The following is a 25,547-nucleotide window of genomic DNA, read 5'->3' on the forward strand; positions in this document are numbered from 1 at the left end:
AAAAATCACTGTAAATGCTATTCTTGAACCCTTTTTATAGCTTCGTGATAAAATTATTACTCACATTACAAGCACATTGCAACTTTTGTCGAAATATTATTTTTCAACTTTACTAAATCTCTCTATATTTGCAGCACGTCAAGCGAAAGTAGCTCAGTTGGTAGAGCACAACCTTGCCAAGGTTGGGGTCGCGAGTTCGAATCTCGTCTTTCGCTCAGTTGCCTAGGTGGTGGAACTGGTAGACACGCAGGACTTAAAATCCTGTTCCCGTTAAGGGAGTGCGGGTTCGATTCCCGCCCTAGGTACAAGAAAGCTCATCAGTCGATGAGCTTTTCTTGTTTATGGCAACAGATACAGTAAAAACCCATAAACCAGACTCAAAAGTATAAGCTGCAGCATTCCGATCCGATATCTAAATAAGAGGAAAATAGAAACAACCACCCAAAGAAGTGCTTTCCAATCCAAATCCACCCAACCAAACGCATTAGGAAACAAAATCCCTTTCCCTAGATAAAACGCCAAATTAACGATAACCCCCACCACTGAAGCTGTTACCAAAGAAAGTACGTATTGGATGGCCATATTTTTTTGAGAGCGTTCGATAAGCGGAGCTCCGATAAAGATCAATGCAAAATTCGGTAAAAAGGTAAAATAAGCTGTAGCTGCCAAGCCTATCGCAGCCATTGCATAAGAATGATCAAAATGATTGAATCCAGCCATAAAACCGACATAGGCCAATACAATCACCAAGGGGCCTGGTGTCGTCTCGGCCAAGGCAAAACCATCAATCATTTGCGTTTTTGTCAACCAAAGAAATTTCTCCGTAACCAAATTTGCCACATAAGGAATAACAGTATAGGACCCACCAATAGTAAAGTATGCTGATTTTGTAAATAAGAAAGAAAGTTCCTTCCAAAATGTGGCATCGGGCATAAACAGGTAAAGCGCAGTAAATGGACCTAACCACAGCAGAAAAAAAGCAAGAAATTGAACACAAATCTTACGCACAGAAACTGATGGTACTATCTCCAGGGAATTAACGTGATAAAACCGTTCCTTATCGTCATCTTCTTCACGTTCAGATTTAACCTTCGCTTCTTTGGATTTTAAGAAATAAAGTAAGAATCCTAAAATAATAACTCCAAAAATAATCCAGGGCATGGGGACTTTGACAAAATAAGAAAGTAGAAAAGCTAGTAAAGCTACTGTATAATGCCATGTACCCAATAATGACTTTTGTCCGACCTTGTAAGTTGCAAACAATATAATCGCAAGCACCGCAGGTTTTAAACCCGAGAATAACGCGGATAGAAACGCTGAATGACCGAAATAAACGTATACGAGACTGAGGCCAAATATGATACACAAAGAAGGCAAAATAAAAAATAGTCCTGCCAATATACCACCCTTTAGACCATGTAATTTCCAGCCAAGATAAATCGTCAATTGATGTGCTTCCGGACCAGGCAATAACATGCAGGCATTCAATGCCTGAAAAAATTTTTTGCCACTCACCCACCTTTTCTTGTCCACCAAGAAATCATGCATAATTGTTATATGCCCTGTCGTTCCACCAAAACTTATCCAGCCTAGTATGAACCAAAACCGAATTGCTTCCCGAAAACTAGGTTTAAGCGATTCATTTCTTTCAATAGGTGTACTTTCTTCCAAACTTATGCTAAAATTTATATTTTGACCATTCTGATTACAATATGGAGGTATGGTATTGGCTACTCCATTCATTCCTTAAAGAAGTTGGGACGCTTTCAATAAGGCATAAAAAAAGCGATATATCTATAAAATATCTCGCTTTTCATTCAGGAAAAAGGATCCTGGTAATTTTATTTTTTATCCAAGATTGTTACTTCTACTCGTCTGTTTTTTTGACGCCCCTCTGGTGTTTTATTGTCACCCACAGGGTTTGATTGCCCAAAACCTTTAGCTGTAATACGGGACTCCTGTACACCCGAATCTACCAAGAATTTCTTTACGGATGCAGCACGTTTGTCTGAAAGCCATTGATTATATTCGACAGTACCAGTAGCATCGGTATAACCATCAACTTTAATTTTATTATTATTCTCTTTCAAGATCACGGCTAACTTACTTACTTCAGTCTTTGCCTTTTCAGATAAATAGGAAGAATTTGTTGGGAACAATAGATCCGACGAAATACTGAATTTGATTCCCTCATCAGTCCTTTTCGCATCATTAAAGTCCTTCTTCACATTTTTCAAACCATCATCCGTTCCATCTTTTGTGACAACAGCTCCAGGATTTACTACGATAGCCTGTTGTTTACAAGAAAATAATAATAAACTTGCAGATACGGCTAATAGCCCCAAATTAATTTTTCTAAGCATCGTTTTTAACGTATTTATTGTCGATTTAAGCAGCGTAAATATAAGGAAAAAAGTCCAAAAAAGGTGCTTCTTTACCTTCACAGGATCGTAACAAATCTATTTCTTCAAATATACCGTATCCAATGTCTTTTTAATTTCAGGAATCTGTTCATACAATTTCCAGATCATCCCCGAATTCGCATTTTCAATCATTACCGCTATTGTCGCCTGATTTCTCGCCCGGTAACTTTCAGAAACGTCGTTGTTTTTAAGATCAATCCATGCCCTGAATCCATATTGTGTGAACAGGACATCAGCGTACTCCTCATAAAATTTACGCAAGGCTTTCAAACCTATTTCTTTCTCGAATGGATAAGAAGCTATTGATATTGCTGGATTAACAAGATACCCCTCGTAAGCATTATCGGCTTTTTCGACACCCCAGATATCGGTAAATCTGGTACCGATATTCAATTCGTTATCTCTCCTTTTATGAGCAAGGATATAATCCGATAAATACTTTTTATAATTCACAAAATTATCCACTTTTCCATCGGGATTCATGATCAAAAACGGCCTATACACAGACATTAGTGATTCAGTCAGATTGCCACCTGCAATGCTCTTAGCGAAAATCACCTTATCATCCGAATAAATGGAAACGGGTGTATTTCCCATATTACCGATCAAGGGATTGCTACTTATCACCTGCGCTAGAGAATCATTCAACTTCGTTTTTATCTCTGGCGCCAAAACACTCAATTCATCGCTAAAGTCTATTCCGTCTGTATGTTTGGTCGCAAATCCATTTGTATAAGCCGAAGTGGCTAACGGATGCGTTGGAGACGACATTGCAAGCACATAGGTACTTAGACTCTCATTAAATCCACCGAGTGAACGAGATCTTGCGGTACTATCTATAGGTGACCATTTGTTCCAAAGCACATCTGGATTATGCCAGTCTGTAAAATAGTTCCAATTTATCCTTTCCCATAATGCCGTAATTGATTTCCGTAATGATTCCTCCTGCGGATCATCCTTGGTAAAGTACTCCCGGGCAATTAATAATGACTCCATCAAATGCGAAGTTGCCCTTACATCATAAGTTGGTACAGAATCGCGATAGAAAGGCACTCCGAGTCTTCCGTCATAAAAAGCAGTAAAAACACCCTGGTGATTTTGCGCGGCACTCAGAAATTTCACCATACGTGTCATCCGGGATAACAAGGCCTGTCTGGACATCAAGTTATTTTCAGCTGCGACAAGCAAACCTAAAATGGCATAGCCTGTTTCATTTGTTGAAACGATAGCTTGACGATTGCCACGGTCAGGAAGATACATACCACTATTTACATCATAATTATCAATAAAATAATTTACGTGAGCATTCCGAATAAAACTTAGCATCTCCGTATCGGTCGCTTTTTTGGTTTGTATTTCTTTTACATCTGAAAACGGCGACTCTACATAGTTAAAATCAACCCAGGCTATTTTATAATAATAGCTTTTATTATACTCATTCACGCGATCAAGACACTTCTGCACATAGATCGGTAAGACGGCAATTGGCTGATAATTCAGTTTATCTTCTGATCGATAAATTTTCACGTAGCGGATGCTCGGGGTTAATGGGAGTTGCCACACAAGTTCAACTTGTTTGTCCACCGCACCTATTTTAGACAAAATAGCAGCTGATGATAACTTTACCTTAGGGTAGTTTCTCGGCAAAAACTCGATCTGATCAATAAAAAGCTGATGTGTAATTGCACTGGTTCCATTTTGTTCAAGCAGCAACGAGGACACCGCCTTTCCAATGGTAATCCCTTCAAATTTTGATACAGGGATAGAGACATTGAGCCAGGTATCGTACGCAAAGTCGTCAATATAATGGCTAATATCCAATGAATTGCTTCGCAAATCATGTTGTTGCAAGGCAACTTTAGGCAACTGTCCCTTTTCAGTATTACTTTGGATAAATAATTTAAAGGTTAAATGATCATCCTTGGCAATCATATACTGAAATTTCTGCTTATCATTTAATATACTGGCCTCCCATTTTCCATTGGGAGATGAAACATAACGCAAAGACAATGAGTTCCCAGGTGTAAAAAACAAACTATCTGAAACCGGGAGGCTATGGTTCACATTTTGTATCCAAGATTCTCCTGTGTAATGTGCCATACTTTTCGCGTAGCTCCCATTGATTATACTATTATCAAATAGCACCTCCGGATAGCTCTCCGACCTTGCAAGTATGGGCAAAATACACAGGAAAAGAAAGTAAAAGTATTTTTTCAGCATAAGTCAACATTTTTCATAGGCTTACAATCAAAAACTAAGCCACCACAATGATTATAACGCAAATGTAACAAAGGATTTCCAATGATATTGTATGCTCAAATTTTAATTTCGGAAAAAATGCGCTAAATTAGCCCCTTGAATATTTTCATAAAATAGATATATGAAAACCACGTTTGATTTTGAAAAGCCAATTGCAGATTTGCAATTGCAGATTGAAAAGGTAACACAAGTTGCCGAAAAAACCCAAGTGGATATGAGCGCAACCGTTCGTGAACTTGAGGAAAAACTTGCTTCTACGGAAAAAGAAATATACAGCAATTTAACGGGTTGGCAGAACGTTCAAATGTCTCGGCATCAGGATCGTCCACAGACCTATGATTATATCGAAGCCATCTGCGATGAATTTATTGAATTGCATGGTGATCGCACGGTAAAAGACGACAAGGCGATTGTAGGTGGAATGGCCTCTATCGATGGTAATGCTGTCATGATCATTGGTCATCAGAAAGGCAAAAACACCAAAGAGCGTCAATATCATAATTTTGGCATGGCCAATCCGGAAGGTTACCGTAAAGCATTACGCTTGATGAAAATGGCAGAAAAGTTCAATAAGCCAGTCATTACATTAATCGACACCATGGGAGCTTACCCAGGTTTAGAAGCTGAAGAGCGGGGACAAGGGGAAGCCATTGCACGCAACCTTATGGAGATGGCCGTACTTAAAGTTCCGATCATCTGTGTGGTTATAGGTGAAGGTGCTTCTGGTGGAGCTTTGGGTATCGGGGTAGGTAATCGTGTATATATGATGGAACATACTTGGTATTCTGTTATTTCTCCCGAATCTTGTTCATCAATCTTATGGAGAAGTTGGGATCATAAAGAGAAGGCTGCAGAAGCATTAAAACTAACTTCCACTGACATGTTGGGTAATGGCTTGATCGATGGTATTATTCCTGAACCATTAGGTGGTGCACATCAAGATCCTGCAAAAGCAGCGGCTAATCTGAAAGAGCAATTATTGAAAGATCTAGCTGAATTGACAGCAAAGGACAGCGATACATTGATCAAGGAACGCATTGACAAATTCAGTAATATGGGCGTTGTGACAGAATAATGTTGTCTCCATATTTCTCAAAATATAGAAAAGTCGGCAAGGTATGCCGACTTTTCTCATTTAATAACGTCGGATTTCCACAAAAAAAACAACATAGCTTACATGAAATCGCTCGATTTACAATCGAATTGCGCTAGTATTAAACAAAATTCTATTCTTTCTAAAAAAATAATAGCGTAATTCATACGCAGTTATAAAATATACAAATAAAAAAAACAAAAACATTTGGACACAATCAGATCTTTTTATACCTTTGCATCACTTTCAAAAACAGAAAGGATTCCGTAGCTCAGCTGGTAGAGCAATACACTTTTAATGTATGGGTCCTGGGTTCGAATCCCAGCGGGATCACAAAGAAAAGCTAATCGCAAGGTTAGCTTTTCTTGTTTAAGGTATTTAGGATTCGAACGAAGGGCCGGCCGGGTTCGATCCGACGGAGGCTCAAGGATGTGCACGGGAACTGCGGGGCTGAGCCAATCACAGCGGATCACTTTTTATCATGCCTCAGGATGAGCTCCAAGAACTTAACTGTCTCCGTCCCTACAATATTTTTTGCGTGAAGTTCTACTGCTTGCTTTCCTTTCGGCAAATCTATCTGGCCAAGCAATATCGAATTTCCACGGCCACTTGTAGGAGATGATGGGTCAATTAAGAAATTGATTTCTTTCCCCCCTATTTTTAAAATCATCTCCCCGCCCGCATTTTCCACATCCTTTACATAGCGTATTGAGACATCAAAGCGCGCAGGTTCCAATACATTGATATCCCATCCAAGATACTGCTCACTGTTTTTCCATCCGGAAACATAATAACGATCCCTTTTGCCATCCCCAAATTTCATCGGATCCCCATATTGTCTTGCATAGAAAGACAACAACCTATTTTGCGCAATATTAGGATCAACAAAAACTAGCTCATTGGTATCAGGTGCGACGGTATCCTGTTTTAATTGGACAACAATAACTTCGTCAGCCAGGTCGTCCGCTATTTGATCCAATGGGATATGAAGTCCTACAGCATCTGAAATATAGTTTTTGATCCTCCTCTTTGAAGACAACAGAGAAATAGATTTAACTCCCATGGTAAGTCCGCCTACGGTCAATTTCTCTCCTTTTGGCTTATTAAAGATATGCAAATACAAGATACTACCTCTTTTCGTAATCACTCCCCATTGTTGACGAGGCAAAGGAGATGGATCTACATTAATGACACTTTCCTTATTCTTTGCCATCCATGCCGCTATCCCTTGCAAAATAGCAACATCAGGCGAATCAATACGGCCATCGCCTTTGGGACCAATATTCATCAGGATATTCCCTCCCATTGCTGTGGCTTTTGCCAACAATTGAATAAAATGCGCTGTTGGCTTATAATTCTTATCTGTTGAGGAATAGCCATACGAATCATTCGTTGTAGGAATAGCCTCCCAATAAGCTCCTGCAGAAACCGGGTAGAACTCTTCCGGTCGATCAGCAGTATTCAAATAATCACCATAATTCTTGTCACCAGTACGAGCTAATCGTCCGTTAACAACAATAGAGGGATCAGTAGCCCTGATTGCCTTCAGAATTCTTAAATTTTCGGACAGAGGTAGCTTATGCGGTGTATCAAACCAAAGCAAGTCGGGATGATACTTATGGATCAGTTCCGTTATTTGCGGAATTGCCTTTTCATCTACATAACGTTTTGCTTTAGGCAACCACTCCGGATAATTGTCGAACCAATTTGCTCCCCCCAGCAACTTATCCCCGCCCGGGTTAGTATAATCCCAGTCATTTCCTGGCGCATCGGGGTGCTCCCAGTCAAATGCATGTGAATAGTAAAACCCAAATAATAGCCCATGCCTCCGACAAGCTCTAGCAAGTTCTGCCAGTGGATCTGCCTTTAATGCGGTACTCTTGATCGCATAAGAGCTGGCATATTGCGAAGGATACATGGCAAAACCATCGTGATGTTTAGCCGTAATGATAAAGTATTTCATACCGGCATTTTTTGCCAAGGTTACCCATTCTTCTGCATTAAATTTTTCAGGATTAAATCTCGCTGCGGAATCCAGGTATTCCTGACGGGGGATGTGCATGACGCGCATCAAATGCTCCGCATATCCACCACCTTTTTTCCCTTTCCACACATTACCATATTGCGAATAAACACCCCAATGGACAAACATGCCAAAGGTTGCCTTTTTCCATTTTTCAACACGCTGTTTTTGTCCTGTTGCAGACTGCTTCCACCAACCAGCTTCTGCAGCCGATATCGCATTTATATCCCTTGTAGTAGGGTCATTAAACATATCCGCAGCTTCGTTTCCCTTATTAACGTCTCTAACTTGCCCTTTGACCGCAATTGTGGCAACCGAAAGTATTAAAACAAGGCAATACCTGATATTTATCATAAGTTTAATATTATAATTGTCTTCCAAAGCCAAACCTTCTGCTCGGAGGAGCACAACCGTTCAACAGAAATAATGTATACCAGCTTCAAAAATACCTCAAAAAGCCAAAAATAAGGTGTAATTTTTGTTCATATTAGGGGAATAGTTACGCAAAGTCAAAAAAAATAAAACCTATTAACGCTAGCGCTGTTTATTCCATATTATAAACTTAAGAAACATGAACAATTACCGAGATCATCGGCATATTGAAATACGATCGACAGTCAATACCCGTGAAATCCTTATCGAAACCGCCAAAAACAGTCAGGATATCTTAGAGTCAGTATTTATACAATATTTGTTAAAAATTTAAAATTATGGAAAAGCTAACCGCTAAAGCAAGTATTCAGATCCAAAAACCCATACGTGAAGTTTTCGAAGCTATAGTTGATCCGAATAAAATGAATCATTATTTTATTAAATCTTCAACCGGTCGCCTGGAGTCCGGAAAAACCATAGAATGGACTTTTCCCGAATTCCCGGACAATTTCCCTGTAACCGGAAAAACAATTCACCCAGACACCTATATTTCGTTTGACTGGAGCGGAGGGATCGCCAATCAGCTAGTTGAAATCCACCTGTCTTCCTTCGTGGATGATTCTACCGTTGTCAAAATTACAGAACATGAAATGAACAACGATCAGGAAGGTATTTTGATTATGATGCGCCAAACAGAAGGCTGGGCAAATTTTTTAGCCTGTATGAAGGCTTATCTTGAATATAATATCAATCTTCGAAAAGGCGCGTTTGATTTTATGTTTTCATAAATTAAGCAAAGAAAATGATATCTATAGAAGTGACGCCATACAAGGAAAGTCAAGTCGAAACAACCGACTGAATAATTGATAAGCTAGATAAAGAGCCCGATATCACACTAAAAGAAATCATATAATCAGCAGATGTAGCTAATACCTACTTCAAATAAATTACAAGTTGAAACGATGACAACAAATAAAACATCCTATCTCGAAAAGAATGTCGATGACTTTATTCGCGAAATACCAGATATTCAAAAGAGAGCGGATAGCATCGAGCTGATACATTTGATGCAGACTGTCTCAAATGAAGACCCTAAAATGTTTGGCGAATCCATCATCGGCTTCGGACAGTACCACTATAGATACGCGAGCGGTCACCAAGGACATGCTCCTTTGATAGGATTCAGCCCCCGAAAAGCCGCTATTTCGCTATATGTATATACCGGACTCGACGAACACAGGATCTTTGTGGAACAATTGGGAAAATTCAAGCTCGGGAAAGCTTGTATTTACATTAAGAAACTAAGTGACATCAATACGGACAACCTGAGCACATTAATGCAGCAGACGATCCGATTTCTGTCAACAAAATACACAAGGATCAAGAATTAGGAATAGTAGTATGACAAGCAGCATTTCGACAATCGAAGCATATATAAACCAATTTGAGGGAGGTAAGAAAGAATATCTCATTCAGATCTACAAGCTTATTGCTGGAGCGGTTCCCCCTTCAGCCATAGAAACCATTTCCTACCAGATGCCTACCTTCCGATTGAATGGCAATCTGATTCATTTTGCCATGAATAAGCAACATCTCGGAATATACCCAGGGCCAGACGCCATTGCACATTTTGCTCCTCAGCTCAAATCTTTCAAAACAACAAAAGGAGCTATTCAGATTCCGATAGACCAGCCCATCCCCGAAAAAATCATCCGGGATATCGTTGCATTTAACACCAAAAAATTCAAGGATAAACAGGGCCCCAACTGGCATAAAAGCCGCGGAAATTGGCAGGAGGCTGAAGAACTGATGCAACAGATTATGTTGAAAACCACACTACAGAAAGAATTTAAATGGGGTAGTTATATTTATACGCACAAGGGAAAGAATGTCATCGGGTGGGGCGGCTTCAAACATTTTTTTTCCCTCTGGTTTTATAACGGAGTATTTTTAGACGATAAAGAAAACTTTCTGATCAATGCCTCAGAAGGTAAAACCAAAGCACTTCGCCAATGGCGTTTTACGGATGTGAATGAGATGGATCGTGCCAAAATTGAAGCATATATTCAAGAGTCTATTCAAACAATTGATGACGGAAAAGAAATTAAACCAGCTAAAACCGAAATTATCCCCCCGTCCGGTCTTTTACTCGAGGCACTTCGTTCAGATGAGGCATTTCATGATCATTTCAAGGCATTAACTCCGGGAAAACAAAAAGAATATATCCAATATATCGACGAGGCAAAGCAGGAAAAAACTAAATTATCCCGTCTCGAAAAAATCAGACCGATGATTATCGCCAACAAAGGACTAAATGATAAATATAAATAATGGATTTCAACTCAAAAATCGACGCTCATGGAAAATTCAATTATACCCTCCATCTGGTTTGATCAAAATGCAAAAGAGGCTTTTGACCTATACTGTCAGACCTTTCCAAACAGCCTTATTACAAGCCACTCTCCGATTGTTGTCGAGGCTCAGCTCGATGGTGTAAAATTTATCGGAATCAATGGAGGCCCGATATTTAAACCCAATCCATCCATATCATTTATGGTGATCTGCGAATCAAAAGAAGAGGTTGATCGTATCTGGAATGTATTTTCAGCAGATGGTGAGATATTAATGCCCTTAGACAACTACCCCTGGAGTCCCTACTATGGTTGGATAGCGGATAAATATGGTGTAAACTGGCAATTATACCAAGGCAAGGTGAGCGACACCAATCAGCAAGCAATCGTCCCTACCCTGATGTATTGTGGTTCCCAACAAGGTAAATGTGAAGCCGCGCTAAAGTTTTATGAGGAGCTATTTAAAGACTTCCGGAGCAACGGTATCATGCGCTACGCAGCAGGTGAATACGAGGGTTTAATCCAACATACGCAATTCCTCATCAAAGGATTCACGCTAATGGCGATGGATAGTGGTGTCAATCAGAACTTCACTTTTAATGAAGGAATTTCGCTCACCATCTTGTGCAAAGATCAGGCGGAAATTGACTATTACTGGAATTGCATTACAGCACAAGGACAAGAAAGCATGTGTGGCTGGTGTAAGGATGAATTTGGTGTAAGTTGGCAAATTGTACCTGAACAAATTGCAACATATCTTCAACATCCCAGCGCCGGAGAAGCGCTGATGAAAATGAAAAAAATCATTATAAAAGATTTAATAGGATAAGCTCGCTAGCCAATAGCAAAGCTCCTACTAAGATGCATAAAAAAGGGGATGATGGTCATCCCCTTTTTTTTATCGGCTAAGCATTGACTTGCAATGCTAATGCATATAATTTCATCTGTTTGATCATCGACAATAAGCCGTTCGCACGAGTCGGCGACAAATGTTCTTTTAAACCTATCTCATCGACGAAATACAGGTCCGCATCAACGATTTCTTTCGCCGTATGCCCAGACAGAACTTTTACCATCAGGCTAACCAAACCCTTGGTGATAATTGCATCACTATCTGCAGTGAAATACACCTTACCATCTTTAACTTCGGGATATAACCATACCTTGGACTGACAGCCCTTGATAATATATTCTTCTGTCTTATATTGCTCATTAATTAAAGGAACTTCTTTCCCAAGTTGGATGATGTACTCATATTTTTCCATCCAGTCAGTAAAAAAAGCAAAATCTTCAATTAATTCGTTTTGTATTTCATTAATCGCCATAACCATTTTTATTACACTAACATATTGACAGCACGCTGAATACCCGCCACCAAGATATCTATTTCTTCTTTTGTATTGTAGAGTGCTAACGAAGCCCGGATTGTTCCCGGGATACCAAAGCGATCCATAACAGGTTGTGCACAATGATGACCAGTCCGCACCGCTATTCCCAATTTATCTAAAATTACACCTACGTCATACGGATGGGTACCTTCGATAATGAATGAAATGACAGAGCATTTTTGGTCTGCGGTACCGATAAATTTCATCCCAGGAATCTGGGACAATTTTTCCAATGCGTACTCCAACAGCTCGTGTTCATAAGCTTCGATATTCTTTAAACCGATTGAATTGATATAGTCAATAGCCTCATTTAAACAGATTCCAGCCTCAATATTCGGTGTACCTGCTTCAAATTTAAAGGGCAACTCATTATAAGTTGTCTTTTCAAAAGTCACCTCTTTGATCATATCACCACCACCCTGATAAGGAGGCATTGCATTTAATAGTTCTTCCTTACCGTATAATACGCCAACACCAGTTGGGCCGTACATTTTATGTCCAGAAAACACTAAAAAGTCAACATCAAGATCTTGTACATCCACTTGAATATGTTGAACAGCTTGTGCCGCATCCACCAACACAACCGCCCCATGCTTATGGGCAGTCGAAATCATTTCTCTGACGGGATTGATTGTACCAAGTGCATTGGAGACATACGTCACTGAAACTAATTTTGTTTTTTCATTAAATAAATCTTCATAAGCTTTCATATCGAGCTCTCCCTTGTCATTCATCGGGATAACACGGATCTTACAGCCTCTTTCCTCGCAGAGCATTTGCCAAGGCACAATATTAGAGTGGTGCTCCATGGCAGAAATAATGATTTCATCATCCGCATGGATAAATGTCCGTCCATAACAAGTCGCCACTAAATTGATACTATCAGTCGTACCCTTGGTAATAATCACCTGCTTGTCCTCAGGAGCATTGATAAAAGATTGAAGCTTTTTACGGGTAACCTCGAAAGCATCCGTCGATATCTGGCTCAGGTAGTGAACGCCCCGGTGTACATTACTATTCATATCCGTATAATAATGAGCAATAGCATCAATTACTGTAACGGGTTTTTGTGTCGTCGCTCCATTATCCAGATAAACCAAAGGTTTGCCATTCACCTGTCTTTTTAGAATAGGAAAATCTGAACGTATTTTATCTATATTATATCTTTCCAAAGTTGTCTCAATAATTTATACAAAGTTAATAGTATTTTATCGAATACAGGACGGGCAATCTGTTTTTTATGTCATTATCAATGACCTTACCGATAGGCTTGCCAAAATATAAAGTTACTCTATCTCGTTAAAAAACTCTTTTTCTACCTTATTGACCATTTTAAACAATTATAACTTGCTTTTATAATTTATTGGAGCTATTTATTTACCTTTGTATTGATATGCAAGAATTACCTCTAAATTTACCAGAAGGCTCACGTAAAGAAGTGATGGCCTACTTGGAGCCTTTCATGTTAAATGAAATGAGCGAATACCTGAAGCCTGTAGAAGAAATGTGGCAACCCGCTGATTTCCTTCCAGATGCTTCTAGGGATACTTTTTTTGAGGAAATAAGAGATTTACAGGAAAGTGCTAAAGAGCTTTCGTATGATTTGGTAGCTGTATTAATCGGCGACACTATTACGGAAGAGGCTCTTCCGACCTACGAATCTTGGCTGACAATGGTTGAGGATGTTGATAAAAATGAACAAGGCGGATGGATGAAATGGGTCCGTGCTTGGACTGCTGAAGAAAACCGCCACGGTGATTTATTGAATAGATATCTTTACTTATCAGGTAGAATAGATATGCGTCAGTTTGAAATGTCGACACAATACCTGATACAAGACGGTTTTGACATCGGAACTGGTGCTGACCCTTACCGTAACTTTATATATACATCATTCCAGGAGCTTGCTACCAACGTATCCCATCGCCGGGTATCGGGGCTTTCCAAAAAAAGTGGCGATAAACTTTTGGCAAAAATGTGTGGTGTTATTGCATCGGATGAAGCGCGCCATGCCAAAGCATATATGTCCTTCATATCAAAAGCAATGACGGTAGATCCTAGTGAAGTGATGATCGCATTTGAAGATATGATGCGTAAGAAAATCGTTATGCCAGCGCAATTCTTAAGAGAAGCAGGTGAGCCTCAAGGCGAAGCCTTTGCACATTTTTCTGATGCTGCGCAACGACTGGGTGTGTATACAGCATTGGATTATGTTGATATCTTGAAAGAACTTAATAATGAATGGAAGATTGATCAAGTTTCAGGTCTGAATGATCAAGGTGAAAAAGCAAGAGATTATCTCTTAAGACTTCCCGATCGTCTGACGAGATTGGCAGACCGCATGAAAGTGCCAGAAAAAGAATATAAATTCAAATGGATATACGGATAACAGAAAAGCCTGATTAGAAATAATCAGGCTTTTTTGTTTATAACTAATAAAATTTATTGCATAGGAATACGATACAAATAAGTTGATATAAAAACCTATATATCAATTTTCGAAACAGAGTCCGAGTCCTATGTAGTATTCGAGTGTGCTTCGACTATCGTTCGACTGTCATTTGACTATACTTCGGGTCGTATTCGGCCCTTCTTCGCCCTTGAGAGCAGGTAAGAGTAAGATCTCACCGATGCCTTTGCGTGGTGAATCCGTGTTAGACTCGGACTCACCACGGACTCACCACGCTCTCATCACTGTAACACCTCGAAGCTGATACGACTATGTCCCGAAGCAGTTACGAAGCAGACACGAATCAATACCGTAGGAGTGGCGGATTTTAAGTGATCAGAAATTATTTCACATTTCCCATGAGTTTCCGCACAACAGGTGACAAGGCGATCAGGACTATACCGGCAATTAAAGAATACAAGCCTAATTGCTTGTAACTTCCGGTATAAGTCACTAAGTTATCCGCCAACGAATTTCCTTCCTTTGCTTCAGCCATACTCGCACCGATCAGTCCTGCGACATATTGACCATATGCACTTGCCAAAAACCACATTCCCATCATAATGCCCTGCAACCTTGCTGGAGAAAGTTTCGTCATTATTGAAAGCCCAATTGGCGAAAGGCAAAGTTCACCAACAGTGATCACCAATAGCGCAAGTGTGAAGATATCCAATGAGGTCATCCCATCATGGGCAAAAAGACGCGTCGCAAAAAGCACATAGTATCCTAGTCCCAAGAAAACAAAGCCCAAACCAAACTTGATGATGGTATTCGGCTCAAGTTTACGTTTCCCCAACCAAATCCAGAATAGGCCAAATAATGGCGCAAGAGCAATAATGAACAAAGCACCGCCAGAATTATTGACACCATTTGGATCAAGTGTCACCGCTCCAAGTAAAGAGTCGTTCAGGTGCTTAGCGGCAAATATGCTCAATGAACCACCACTTTGTTCATATATCCCCCAAAAGATAATGGAAAACAAGATAAACACTAAAGCAGCGATTAATTTGTTGCGTTCTTCTTTGGTTACTTTTGACATTTCATAGAACAGATACAAAAGCGTCAATGGCCCAATGGTGTACATAAAATAGTCGGTATATTGCGTTTTTGATACCATGATCTGAATTACAGGTATAAAGATCAATGTCAGCATATACACGGCATACTCTACCCATTTTGGTAGAGGTTTAGTCTTTACGATAGCATCTGGGTGTCCGGGTTTGAGCCCAATAGGCCCCAAATGTCTCTTAGTAAAATGAAAGTTAATCAAACTCGCCAACATCCCTACCGCAGCCAAACCAAAAGCTACATTCCAACGGTGGGCCTCAGAAATAATTGACGTTAACATATACCCTTTACCAATGGCTACACAAACATAACCACCCAAAAATGCACCTAGATTGATCCCCGCATAGAAAAGCGAGAAGCCGCCATCACGACGGTTGTCTCCATCATGATAGAGTTCTCCCACCATGGTAGAGATATTGGGTTTAAAAAAGCCGGTACCAATAATAATAAACGAAAGACCAAAAAAGAAATATTGATGTGGATCCGCCGCCAGGAAAAGACTTCCTACGATCATCAATAATCCACCCCAGAACAATGATTTCCTAAAGCCTAAAATCTTATCCGCAAAAAGTCCACCGATAAATGTAAAAGCATAGACAAATGCCTGTGTAGCTCCATACTGTAAATTAGCCTCTTTTTCCGCGAAGTTTAGTTGGGTGATCATAAAGAACACCAACATGCCCCGCATGCCATAAAAGCAAAACCGTTCCCACATTTCCGAAAAGAACAGGCTCCAGATTTGCCGTGGGTACTTGCCCTTAAAATTTTGAATCTCCTCTAACGACTCGCGTGTACTCGCCTCCATACTGTATTTATTATTAATCAAAAAAGCTTCTTTCGTAAAAGAAGCTTATGTAGTTATTATTTAATTCCGTGCATCAATCTTTTGATCAAAGGATTGAATAACATTACAAGCAATCCGGCAAACGCTGGAATCGCTGTAAATAAAAAGAAAAAGTGACTCAATGAGTATTCTTGCTGAATTGTTTCCACTTGTCCCCCCAGTACCGCTGCAACCTTTTGTGCAATAGCAATGGCTAGATACCAGATACCAAACATGAAAGCCAACATTCGGGCTGGAACCAATTTAGAAACATAGGATAAGCCCACCGGTGAAATAAATAATTCCCCCAATGTGTGGAACAGATAAGTTAAGACAAGAAATACCATTGAAATTTTCACGCCTGGCGCTATTCCCCAAGAACCTAATCCGATAATTAAGAATCCAATAGCAACTAGAATCAAACCAAATCCATATTTAAATGCTGCGGAAGGATTATATTTCGATTCCCAGATCTTAGAAACTGTAGATGCTAGCGCAATAATAAAAAAGGAGTTAAGAATTGAAAACCAGGATACTTTGATTTCTGAAGCTTCTTTGTTAAACTCCTGATAAAGCATCCAGATTGCGGCACCCCAGATCAGTCCAAAACAGATAAACAATACGATATTTGATATTGCAATCTTATCCCAGGTTACCTTTGCTAGTTTAATAAGAACCCAACTAATAATTGATAGCGGTACAATGGTTAGCAAACCATTGACGACATTAAATGTTGTCAATGCCCCACCTGTAAGCGCCCTGTCGATATTATCTCGCGCTACAATAACCAATGAGGTTGCCCCTTGTTCAAAGCTCATGAAAAAGAAGATGAGGAAAAAAGCTAACAGCACCACAGCAAACATTCTGTCCCTAACTGTTTTGTCATAACGCAAAATCCGGGAAACAATCAAATAAATAAAAAGGATCAATGCGACGATGACCATGATATACTGTCCCCTCAGAAAAGAGGTATCCAGTCCGGCGAAAACATCAACAATACCATTTTTTGACAATGGGTCATTAAAAGCGTATACAAAACCGATAATAGATACGATAGCGATCAGCACATAATCTCTTAGTGTAAACGGGTTTTTAGTATCCGTATCACTAACCGTGACTTCTTTCTTTTCACCGGCCACAGACTTGTCTAAAATACCGAGATTGCCCATAAGTGGTTTTGCGAAAACAAACTGTAACGTGCCAAGAAGCATAAAAATACCGGCCAATCCGAATCCCCAATGCCATCCATACGTTTCGGCGATATAGCCACAAAGCATCATACCGAAGAAAGCGCCCGCGTTGACACCCATATAGAATATCGTATATGCCCCGTCTTTCTTTTCAGGCAGATCTTTATACATTTCACCAAGGATTGAAGGCATATTAGGTTTGAAAAAACCGGTTCCGATCACTAGACAGATCAAACCCAGAAAAAACATGATAGCAGTATCGAAAGCCATTGCCGCATGCCCCAATGTCATAATTGATGAACCAATAATAACAGCTTTTCGAGATCCGATGTATTTATCGGCGATAATTCCACCAAGGATAGGTGTCAAATAAAGCATCATTGCATACGTTCCGTATAATGCACCTGCCTGTTGTGCTGTCCAAGCCCAGCCCGAGAAAGGGCTGCCTTGTATAACCGCAGCGGTTAAAAATTGCATCAACAAGACACGCATGCCATAGAACGAGAACCGTTCCCACATCTCCGTAAAAAAAAGTACGAACAGCCCTGAGCGCTGCCCTAATACATTTGATTTAAAAAAATCAGTAGACGGGCTAGTTGTTATATCCCCGCTTAATCTCCCCATAAGTAATCAACCTTTATTTTTATAAAATACTTACAAAGAAACAAAAACAAAATCACTTTTGGACAAAATAAAGTTGCATAAACAAAAAAAGCAATCCAAATGGATTGCCTTTTCAGTAACATTTTTAATATGCCCTATCTTTTGTGCAATTGTTCATAAAGATCAATGACCTTTTTCTGAAGTTCGATAACCTCGCCATCGCGTTGTTGCAACTTTTGCGTCAGCGCATTGACTTCATTAACATACTCTTTATCCTCTTCTGAATCAGAAGTAGATAATAGTTGAACAACTGTCAAATTAAATAATTTTGAAATTTGATTTAGGCGAGACAGATTCACGTCTGTAATACCTGTTTCAATTTTAGAAAATGCTGGGATTGAGATATCCAATCGCTTTGCAACATCCTCTTGACTCCACCCTTTTTGGTGTCTAAGTAATCTAATTTTTTTTCCTAATGCATTCATCTGGTAGATATTTTAAACAAAAATAGCAAATAAAAATTAATTTACATTAAATTATAATTTTTTCTTTAAAAATCCTTAAAAAAACGATCAGCAAGAACAGATAGGTTAACCCCGTTATAATTATTTAAACTCATAAGCAGTAAATTGTAACCTCTAGATTTAACACCGTCTAAAAAAGAATACAAGCCATCCAAACTTACAACAACCTCTAAATCAGGATCATTAAAACATTTCTTAATATTTTCAGGGACACTTTCAATATTCTTATTAAGTTCCTTACAAGAGTTGATATTCACGTAGACGACAGAGAGATCCGACTCGCGCATGGAATCAGCATATTGTAACAAAAACGATGAATCTAAACTATCATACGAGTTTAATTCAATTATTGTGACCAATTTCTGATTAGGAAATTGTTCTTTTACTGCATGAATACTTGACCTGACTTTATCGGCATTGTAAGCGTAATCTTGATAAACTACAGATCCTTCAGAACTGGCGACAAATTCCAAATAACGGATAGAGGTATTAAAGCTCTTTATCGCATCAAAAAACTCTTTCTTTTTGATACCCAACCATTCACACACCGTATAGGCTCCTGCGATATTGGACAAATTATGCTTTCCAAATACTTGTAAAGGAACATCTCCCTCTGCTGTATTAAGATATGTCACTCCTTTATTAATCGTATAGTCAGGGATTTTATAACCATGTCTGTTGATTTTACAGTCTTTGGTATCCTGCAACACTTTCTGTAGCACAGCATCCTCTTTATTATAGATTAGTGTACCTTTAGGAGGTATTGAATCAATAAAATCTTCAAATTGTTTAATATATTCCTCTTTCGATATTTTGGAATTAAATTCATTCCATACGATACCCGAGATTAAGGCTATATTAGGTTTATAATATAGAAATTTAGACTTAGGGTCAATTTTTGACGAAACATATTCATCTCCCTCGATAATAATAATCTTATTATTCTTGGTAATATCTACAAGTTTATCAAAACCTCGTAATTGTGCCCCTACCAAATAGTCAAAATCTTTACCTAAGAAACGCATCACGTGCATGACCATACTCGTGATAGTTGTTTTTCCGTAGCTCCCTGCGATCACCACACGGATCTTATCCTGCGAAAGTTCTTGTATAAATTCGGGGAAAGAATAGATCTTCAACCCCAGTTCTTGTGCCTTTTCTAATTCGGGATTATTTGCCTCTGCATGTGCTCCCAAAATAACTGCATCAATATCTTCCGTTACCTTTTCGGAAAACCATCCCAACTGATCTGGCAATAAGCCAGCTTCGATAAGATGAGAACGGGAAGGTTCCACAATCTGATCGTCAGATCCTGTAATCTGGTGCCCCTGCTTTGCCAAGGAAATGGCAAGGTTATGCATCACACTACCACCTATCGCTATAAAATGAATACGCATCGCTCTATTACCGTTTCACAAACTTGGCTGCACACCAATTATTTAAAACTTTTTTGGAGATAAATTCAAAACCTAAAGACTCAGCCGTATCACGCAACATCGTCAAATCTTCCTGTTCATAAAATCCACTTAAGTACAACTCTCCATTTTTATTGATACTTAAAGCATATTGGGGTAACTGCTCCAATAGGATATTTCGATTAATATTTGCTAATATCGTATCGAAAAGACGATCTTTTAACACCTCAAAGGAACCACATACAGCCTCGATATTGTCAACATGATTAAGCCCGCTATTTTCAGCGACACTTTCTACACAAATTTCGTCATAGTCCACTGCCAATACGGCCTTAGCTCCTTTTTTCGATGCCAGAATCGCCAAGATACCTGTACCACAGCCCATATCCAATACGTACTTGCCCTCAAAATCATTTTCCAGAATATATTGAAGCATCATTGATGTAGTCTGATGGTGCCCTGTCCCGAAAGACATTTTAGGATCAATAATGATTTCATAAGGGAAATCAGGTTTTGACTCATGAAATGTAGCCCGTACATAACACTGTCCACCGACTTCTATGGGGTTAAAGTTACTTTCCCAAAGTTTATTCCAGTTCTGGTTTTCTATTTCCTCAACCTTATAGTCCACTTCAAGTCCAGCATCCAGATTTAGCATTAATGTTTCTAATGCTTGCAAATCAAGATTTGCAGCCGGTATATAAGCTGCAAATCCAGACTCGGTATCTTCAAAAGTATCAAAGCCAATGTCTGCCAAATCAGATACCAACAGATCTTTTTGCCATTCCTCACCTGATAGCATTTGAAAGATAACCTCTATGTATTTCATTTCTAAAAATTAGCCGTTAAACACCTTGGCAATATCTATAAAATCTCTCGATTTCAAAGAAGCTCCTCCAATCAAACCACCATCAATATCCGCTTGCGCAAACAAATCTTTTGCATTGCCCGGATTACAAGATCCACCGTAAAGGATACTTGTATTGTCAGCTGTTTCCTGTCCATATTTTTCGGCCAGCACCTGACGAATAAATTGATGTACCTCCTGTGCTTGTTCCGGACTAGCAGTAAGTCCTGTACCAATTGCCCAAACTGGCTCATAGGCCAATACCACAGCGGCAAAAGCTTCATTGGACAGATGGAACAATCCATCAGTCAATTGTGTTTTAATTATTTCAAAGAAATTACCGGATTCACGTTCTTCTTTGGTTTCTCCAATACAAAATATAGGAGTCAAGCCATGTTTCAAAGCAATATCTACTTTCGCAGCTAACAACGCATCTGTTTCACCAAAATAAGCACGTCTTTCAGAGTGACCCAAGATCACATGTGAAGCGCCGACAGATTTTACCTGGCTTGCAGAAATCTCGCCTGTATATGCTCCAGATTCTGCCTGATGAATATTTTGTGCACCAATATTCACATTAGCAACATTCTTAGACAATTGCCCAAGACTTGATAAATGAATGAAAGGGCTACACACAACCAATTCTTGATTTCCAATTACTTCATCTTTGGCCATATTGATAATTTCGGAGAATAAACTTAATCCTGATTGATAGTCTAAATTCATTTTCCAATTACCAGCTACGATTTTCTTACGCATGATTTTTACGATTTAATTATATTTTTTGTTAAGTTGATTCAATTCCCTCTTTAGTCGTTCTGGCAGTTCTTCATGTTTTGACATATATAGGGTTTCCAGATACGCCATAAATTTGTCAAAGTTATAGACTTGTGTATCCCCATTAAACACCCAGGCAAACGACGGTACAAATTTAGCATAAAAACTTGTATCTGCTAGCATACTTGCAATTCCAATTACTGTTCCTGTATTTAAAGAAGAATTTATTCCTGTTCGCGTATAATCTCCCATAAAAACACCGCACTTCAATAAGCCCGTATCTCTCAAACCGCCCAACTTATAATCATAAATTGACACAGTCTTTAGATTATTTTTAAGATTCGAATTGGATGTTCCTGCTCCTAGATTACACCAATCACCAATAACCGAACATCCCAAGTAGCCGTGATGTCCTTTTGCCGAGAAATCACCAATGACTGAGTTACCCACTTCACCTCCCACCACACTCTGCCTACCGACAGATACATTCCCATAAATTGTTGCGCCCATTTTTACAACAGCCCCTTTTCCCAAGTATAAAGGTCCCCGCAGATGGGCTCCCTCCATAATGGTGACACCTTCATCGATATAAATAGGCCCGCAAGTAGAATTAAGTGTCGCACAGTCCATCTTGACCTGATCAGCGATATAAAAGTCTGTACCCAATAATTGATTAGTAGAAGAAACATTGGCTATCGAGGTTCTTTTAGCCAGAAGCTTAAAATCATTTGCTATTTCAGTCCCCGTTAATAAGAACAGGTCTTCCACCCCTTTTAATAAACAGAGATCATCATCTATCTTCTTGAGCTTAAGATGGCCCTCTTTGTGATACCGAAAAGCGATAATCGTTCCGTCTTGCGACAAGACATCTCCTATTTCCAAGTTTGAAATAGCCTGTAGCAATGCCACGGTAGGAATAACATGCTTAGTTACCCAAATAGCACCATCCTCAATCCCGTCACCTTCAGCAATCTCCAGGTCAAATGTCATTGCCAGCTGCTGCCATTTCTCCCTTAATGTCAAAATACCGACACGCAGGTCCAGACAGGATTTAATAAAAGTAAAAGGATATAAACTCTTTTTATCAAAAGAAGCCAGCGGGAAGGTAAGCTTATCCAACGATCGGACAGCATCAAAACAATCTACAAAAAAGATTTTCACAAAGTAAAAATAACAAAAAAAACCCGACAAATAATATTTATCGAGTTCTTAATATTGTAATATACAGATCTGCTACAATTATTTTTTGTTGTAACGGCTACGGAATTTATCGATACGTCCAGCAGTATCAACCAATTTCATTTTACCTGTATAGAAAGGGTGCGATGTATGAGAAATCTCTAATTTTACAACTGGATACTCATTACCATCTTCCCACTGAATAGTCTCTTTCGTGTCAACACAAGATTTAGTAATAAAAGCATAGTCGTTTGACATATCTTTAAATACAACTAATCTGTAATTTGAAGGATGCAAATCTTTTTTCATTATTATTATGATTACGTATATTCAATTATTGAGGTGCAAAGATAATTTATAAAAATGTAATTTGCAACAATTGCAAAGAATAATTCACTCATTTTTTCCACACTTTCAGTTACCGGCACTTAAACGGTTACAAATGTAACAATCTTTGTTTAACCCCAAACAATTATTTTGTTTTCCAACTTTTTTCCCTTAATTTAACTTACTACAATTAAATCATTTACACAATTATGAGCAAATTAGATGAAAAAATTGCTGCATATACTGCAGAATCAAAAAAACTAGGTCTATCACTAGATGATGCATTTATTGCAAAAGTGACCAAAGGAATGGGACCTTCCATTTATAATGCAGATTCAGAAACTATTGCTGCTTCGGATCCTGAGGAGCTTAAACGTGTCAAGCAAAATTTCCTGATCAAAAAATTAGGTCTTAAAGATGGTCCTGATTTAGATAAGGCATTAGAAGAAGTTATTACCGCTATTGGTAAATCCAATAAAAATAAATACCGTGTTTTGGTATATGCTTTATTGGCAAAAAAATTCAAAAAAGAATCTGTTTACCAATAAGCATCAACATTTTATTAATCCAACTTCTATCCAAAGATTAATTCCCCAAAGAATTGAGGCAAATGGAAATTAGGAGTTGGATTATCTATTTTATTCCATGAAACAAAATGTGGTTGTTTTAGATTGTCACCACACTTGTAAAAGTTCCCATGTATCGTTTTTCCTTTCAAATCACGTGTATCATTAAACTTAAAGACTGCCAGTGGAATGACCTGGATCATGGTCCAATGCTTGTCAGTTCCGCTATGCCGCTCAATCAATGAGAATGTCTGCACCGTTTCAATTTCAGCCGCACTAAGCCTATTTCTCGTGGCTTTATCCGGCGATCCATATCCAATCAGTCCCGTTCCTATTAAATTAAATTCGATGTTATAATAATTCTTCCGGTCATCAAACGAAATAAAAAATTCTACACAACTGTCTTCCCAAACATTCTGATTCGCCTCTGCGTAATTTCCACGTAGTTGCTCCTCTGCGACATCAAACTGTACGATAAGCTCCTTTTCCGTATATCCAATTTTAAACCGTACCTCTGGTTGATAAGGATACGACTCACTCCAATTACTATGGGGCAATGTATTCCATTCAAAGTCTCCGACAAGATCCGAAAGCTGATTAAAGTTGAGTCTGCCGGTCAAATTTGATGTTATAGGCAGAATGGTTAGTTTCTTCATATGCAATAAAGTTAAGAAAAAGAAGCTTCATCATAGGATGGAAGCTTCTCAAATATTAAAGGTATAAAATCGTTAAATACAGTCAAAAATTACCTTCCTCATAAACTCTTCATTCTTTTCCATCTCCTCCACCAATTTCAATTGCGTATTGGTACGCACCAAATTATGTTCGTCATATTTGGTTTTATAATAGTGATCCCCCTCGATGTAATCGGTCAAGAAACGTACACCTTGCATATAAGGCAATAAAAATGCACCATCCACCAAGGTTTCTTTCTCCAGTGGGGTCAGGAATTCGTTTGCCTCTTCTAAGTATCCCTCGGCATATGCCTTATACAAAGAAAGGTTCAGCACGATCTTCGATATATCTTTTTCGTCTTCGGCAACAGGATTTATAATGGTTCGTATAGCATCCCCAAAATCATAGGCTACATATCCGGGCATTACTGTATCCAAATCGATCACACATTGCATTTTGTCATGAACATCCAACAATACGTTATTAAATTTTGTATCGTTGTGCGTAATACGCAAAGGTAATGCACCTCTATTTCCCAAATCTAAAATCGTTTTCATCCGGTTTTCACGGTCAAAGATAAAATCGAGTTTATCTTTGACCAGGCTGACACGTTGACAAGCATCGTTTGCGATGGCCTTCTTAAGATTTTCGAGTCGAAATTCTATATTATGAAAATTAGGAAGTACCTCGATAATACTTGAAGCATCAAGGTCAGAAAGCTGCTTCTGAAACAGTCCAAAAGCACGTCCTCCTTCTGCGGCCTGTATTTCGGTCTCCACAATATCATAGCTCTTCGTATCCTCAATAAGGATAAACATACGCCAGTAATTTCCTTTGCTATCTCTCGTATATAATTGTCCCTCTAAAGTTGGAACAATCGTCAATACATGGTCGCTGACCCGCTTTCCTTCAGCAACCTTTACTTTTTTACTCAGATGTTTTGTTACAATTTCAATATTGTGCATCAAGCCCTCTACATTTGGAAAAACGTGATGGTTAATACGTTGCAATAAATGCGATATCCCGGTATTTATGGAAGTAATTACACGATAAGTATCATTGATATGACCAGAACCAAAAGGCTGCACTGAAATGATATCTCCCTCTAATGTGAATTGTTTTGCTGCGTTCTCTACTACTAATTGGTTAAAATCAGACATTAAACTATGTTTTTTAAATCATCAATGTGCTTGCA

At 38.9% G+C, this 25,547-nt stretch carries 23 protein-coding genes and 3 tRNA genes; 10 read left to right on the forward strand and 16 right to left on the reverse strand.

What is annotated here, in order from left to right; translation table 11 throughout:
- Positions 1-142 precede the first annotated feature (142 nt).
- Together B4A24_RS15195 and B4A24_RS15200 are read left to right on the forward strand one after the other, a co-directional pair.
- A tRNA-Gly gene (locus tag B4A24_RS15195) sits at positions 143-215 on the forward strand.
- A 5-nt stretch (positions 216-220) separates the two neighbouring features.
- A tRNA-Leu gene (locus B4A24_RS15200) sits at positions 221-305 on the forward strand.
- Between the two features lie 34 nt (positions 306-339).
- Here the strand turns inward: B4A24_RS15200 and chrA are convergent.
- The 3 genes from chrA to B4A24_RS15215 all read right to left on the reverse strand — a co-directional run bounded on the left by chrA (position 340) and on the right by B4A24_RS15215 (position 4,643).
- Positions 340-1,743, reverse strand: coding sequence for a chromate efflux transporter (gene chrA / locus B4A24_RS15205; protein ID WP_293945971.1), 1,404 nt, complete (start codon positions 1,741-1,743; stop codon positions 340-342).
- 98 nt (positions 1,744-1,841) lie between these two features.
- The gene (locus B4A24_RS15210; RefSeq protein WP_293945972.1) at positions 1,842-2,363 is read right to left on the reverse strand and encodes an OmpA family protein; all 522 of its coding nucleotides are present in this window, start codon (positions 2,361-2,363) and stop codon (positions 1,842-1,844) included.
- Between the two features lie 96 nt (positions 2,364-2,459).
- The gene (locus B4A24_RS15215; protein WP_293945973.1) at positions 2,460-4,643 is read right to left on the reverse strand and encodes a glucoamylase family protein; all 2,184 of its coding nucleotides are present in this window, start codon (positions 4,641-4,643) and stop codon (positions 2,460-2,462) included.
- A 160-nt stretch (positions 4,644-4,803) separates the two neighbouring features.
- Here B4A24_RS15215 and B4A24_RS15220 point away from each other — a divergent pair, with 160 nt between their 5' ends.
- On the forward strand, positions 4,804-5,757 hold the full coding sequence (locus B4A24_RS15220; protein ID WP_172395806.1) for an acetyl-CoA carboxylase carboxyltransferase subunit alpha: 954 nt from the start codon (positions 4,804-4,806) through the stop codon (positions 5,755-5,757).
- A gap of 278 nt (positions 5,758-6,035) precedes the next feature.
- A tRNA-Lys gene (locus B4A24_RS15225) sits at positions 6,036-6,108 on the forward strand.
- A gap of 136 nt (positions 6,109-6,244) precedes the next feature.
- Here B4A24_RS15225 and B4A24_RS15230 read toward each other — a convergent pair.
- Positions 6,245-8,152 (reverse strand): alpha-L-fucosidase, encoded by a 1,908-nt coding sequence (locus tag B4A24_RS15230; protein WP_293945974.1) that lies wholly within the window; start codon positions 8,150-8,152, stop codon positions 6,245-6,247.
- Between the two features lie 356 nt (positions 8,153-8,508).
- Here B4A24_RS15230 and B4A24_RS15235 point away from each other — a divergent pair, with 356 nt between their 5' ends.
- The 4 genes from B4A24_RS15235 to B4A24_RS15250 all read left to right on the forward strand — a co-directional run bounded on the left by B4A24_RS15235 (position 8,509) and on the right by B4A24_RS15250 (position 11,350).
- Positions 8,509-8,958 carry an SRPBCC domain-containing protein gene (locus B4A24_RS15235; protein WP_293945975.1) on the forward strand — a complete coding sequence of 150 codons (450 nt, stop codon included), beginning with the start codon at positions 8,509-8,511 and terminating at the stop codon, positions 8,956-8,958.
- Between the two features lie 174 nt (positions 8,959-9,132).
- The gene (locus tag B4A24_RS15240; protein ID WP_293945976.1) at positions 9,133-9,561 is read left to right on the forward strand and encodes a DUF1801 domain-containing protein; all 429 of its coding nucleotides are present in this window, start codon (positions 9,133-9,135) and stop codon (positions 9,559-9,561) included.
- 10 nt (positions 9,562-9,571) lie between these two features.
- Positions 9,572-10,501 (forward strand): DUF1801 domain-containing protein, encoded by a 930-nt coding sequence (locus B4A24_RS15245; RefSeq protein WP_293945977.1) that lies wholly within the window; start codon positions 9,572-9,574, stop codon positions 10,499-10,501.
- Positions 10,502-10,528: 27 nt separating this feature from the next.
- Entirely contained in the window at positions 10,529-11,350 is an 822-nt protein-coding gene (locus B4A24_RS15250; RefSeq protein ID WP_293945978.1) for a VOC family protein, read from the forward strand.
- 76 nt (positions 11,351-11,426) lie between these two features.
- Here B4A24_RS15250 and B4A24_RS15255 read toward each other — a convergent pair whose 3' ends face one another.
- Both B4A24_RS15255 and B4A24_RS15260 read right to left on the reverse strand, forming a co-directional pair.
- Positions 11,427-11,846, reverse strand: coding sequence for a SufE family protein (locus B4A24_RS15255; protein ID WP_293945979.1), 420 nt, complete (start codon positions 11,844-11,846; stop codon positions 11,427-11,429).
- An 11-nt stretch (positions 11,847-11,857) separates the two neighbouring features.
- A complete protein-coding gene (locus B4A24_RS15260) occupies positions 11,858-13,081 on the reverse strand; it encodes a cysteine desulfurase (protein ID WP_293945980.1) in 1,224 nt (407 codons plus the stop codon).
- 221 nt (positions 13,082-13,302) lie between these two features.
- On the opposite strand from B4A24_RS15260, the gene B4A24_RS15265 reads away from it, so the two are divergent.
- Positions 13,303-14,298, forward strand: coding sequence for an acyl-ACP desaturase (locus tag B4A24_RS15265; protein ID WP_293945981.1), 996 nt, complete (start codon positions 13,303-13,305; stop codon positions 14,296-14,298).
- A 403-nt stretch (positions 14,299-14,701) separates the two neighbouring features.
- Here the strand turns inward: B4A24_RS15265 and B4A24_RS15270 are convergent, their stop codons facing one another.
- From B4A24_RS15270 to B4A24_RS15305, 8 genes are all read right to left on the reverse strand, one after another.
- On the reverse strand, positions 14,702-16,231 hold the full coding sequence (locus B4A24_RS15270; protein ID WP_293945982.1) for a peptide MFS transporter: 1,530 nt from the start codon (positions 16,229-16,231) through the stop codon (positions 14,702-14,704).
- Between the two features lie 56 nt (positions 16,232-16,287).
- Positions 16,288-18,063 (reverse strand): peptide MFS transporter, encoded by a 1,776-nt coding sequence (locus B4A24_RS15275; RefSeq protein WP_293945983.1) that lies wholly within the window; start codon positions 18,061-18,063, stop codon positions 16,288-16,290.
- Between the two features lie 134 nt (positions 18,064-18,197).
- Positions 18,198-18,527: a helix-turn-helix domain-containing protein gene (locus B4A24_RS15280; protein ID WP_070566095.1), complete on the reverse strand. Its 330-nt coding sequence runs from the start codon at positions 18,525-18,527 to the stop codon at positions 18,198-18,200.
- Positions 18,528-18,592: 65 nt separating this feature from the next.
- A complete protein-coding gene (locus B4A24_RS15285) occupies positions 18,593-19,963 on the reverse strand; it encodes a Mur ligase family protein (RefSeq protein ID WP_293945984.1) in 1,371 nt (456 codons plus the stop codon).
- A 7-nt stretch (positions 19,964-19,970) separates the two neighbouring features.
- Positions 19,971-20,810 carry a 50S ribosomal protein L11 methyltransferase gene (gene prmA / locus B4A24_RS15290; protein WP_293945985.1) on the reverse strand — a complete coding sequence of 280 codons (840 nt, stop codon included), beginning with the start codon at positions 20,808-20,810 and terminating at the stop codon, positions 19,971-19,973.
- A gap of 9 nt (positions 20,811-20,819) precedes the next feature.
- Positions 20,820-21,587, reverse strand: coding sequence for a triose-phosphate isomerase (tpiA, locus tag B4A24_RS15295; protein WP_172395786.1), 768 nt, complete (start codon positions 21,585-21,587; stop codon positions 20,820-20,822).
- 12 nt (positions 21,588-21,599) lie between these two features.
- Positions 21,600-22,766, reverse strand: a complete 1,167-nt coding sequence (locus B4A24_RS15300; protein ID WP_293945986.1) for a putative sugar nucleotidyl transferase — start codon at positions 22,764-22,766, stop codon at positions 21,600-21,602.
- Between the two features lie 78 nt (positions 22,767-22,844).
- Positions 22,845-23,093 carry a type B 50S ribosomal protein L31 gene (locus B4A24_RS15305; RefSeq protein ID WP_077437478.1) on the reverse strand — a complete coding sequence of 83 codons (249 nt, stop codon included), beginning with the start codon at positions 23,091-23,093 and terminating at the stop codon, positions 22,845-22,847.
- Positions 23,094-23,320: 227 nt separating this feature from the next.
- On the opposite strand from B4A24_RS15305, the gene B4A24_RS15310 reads away from it, so the two are divergent.
- Positions 23,321-23,659, forward strand: a complete 339-nt coding sequence (locus B4A24_RS15310; protein WP_104385854.1) for a DUF2853 family protein — start codon at positions 23,321-23,323, stop codon at positions 23,657-23,659.
- A gap of 26 nt (positions 23,660-23,685) precedes the next feature.
- Here the strand turns inward: B4A24_RS15310 and B4A24_RS15315 are convergent, their stop codons facing one another.
- Together B4A24_RS15315 and B4A24_RS15320 are read right to left on the reverse strand one after the other, a co-directional pair.
- On the reverse strand, positions 23,686-24,333 hold the full coding sequence (locus B4A24_RS15315) for a carbohydrate-binding family 9-like protein (RefSeq protein WP_293945987.1): 648 nt from the start codon (positions 24,331-24,333) through the stop codon (positions 23,686-23,688).
- 72 nt (positions 24,334-24,405) lie between these two features.
- Complete coding sequence (locus tag B4A24_RS15320; protein ID WP_293945988.1) at positions 24,406-25,512, reverse strand: phosphotransferase enzyme family protein; 1,107 nt, start codon at positions 25,510-25,512, stop codon at positions 24,406-24,408.
- Positions 25,513-25,547 lie beyond the last annotated feature (35 nt).

It is taken from the genome of Sphingobacterium sp. UBA7249, assembly GCF_002472835.1.
GTDB classification, from domain to species: Bacteria; Bacteroidota; Bacteroidia; order Sphingobacteriales; family Sphingobacteriaceae; genus Sphingobacterium; species Sphingobacterium prati.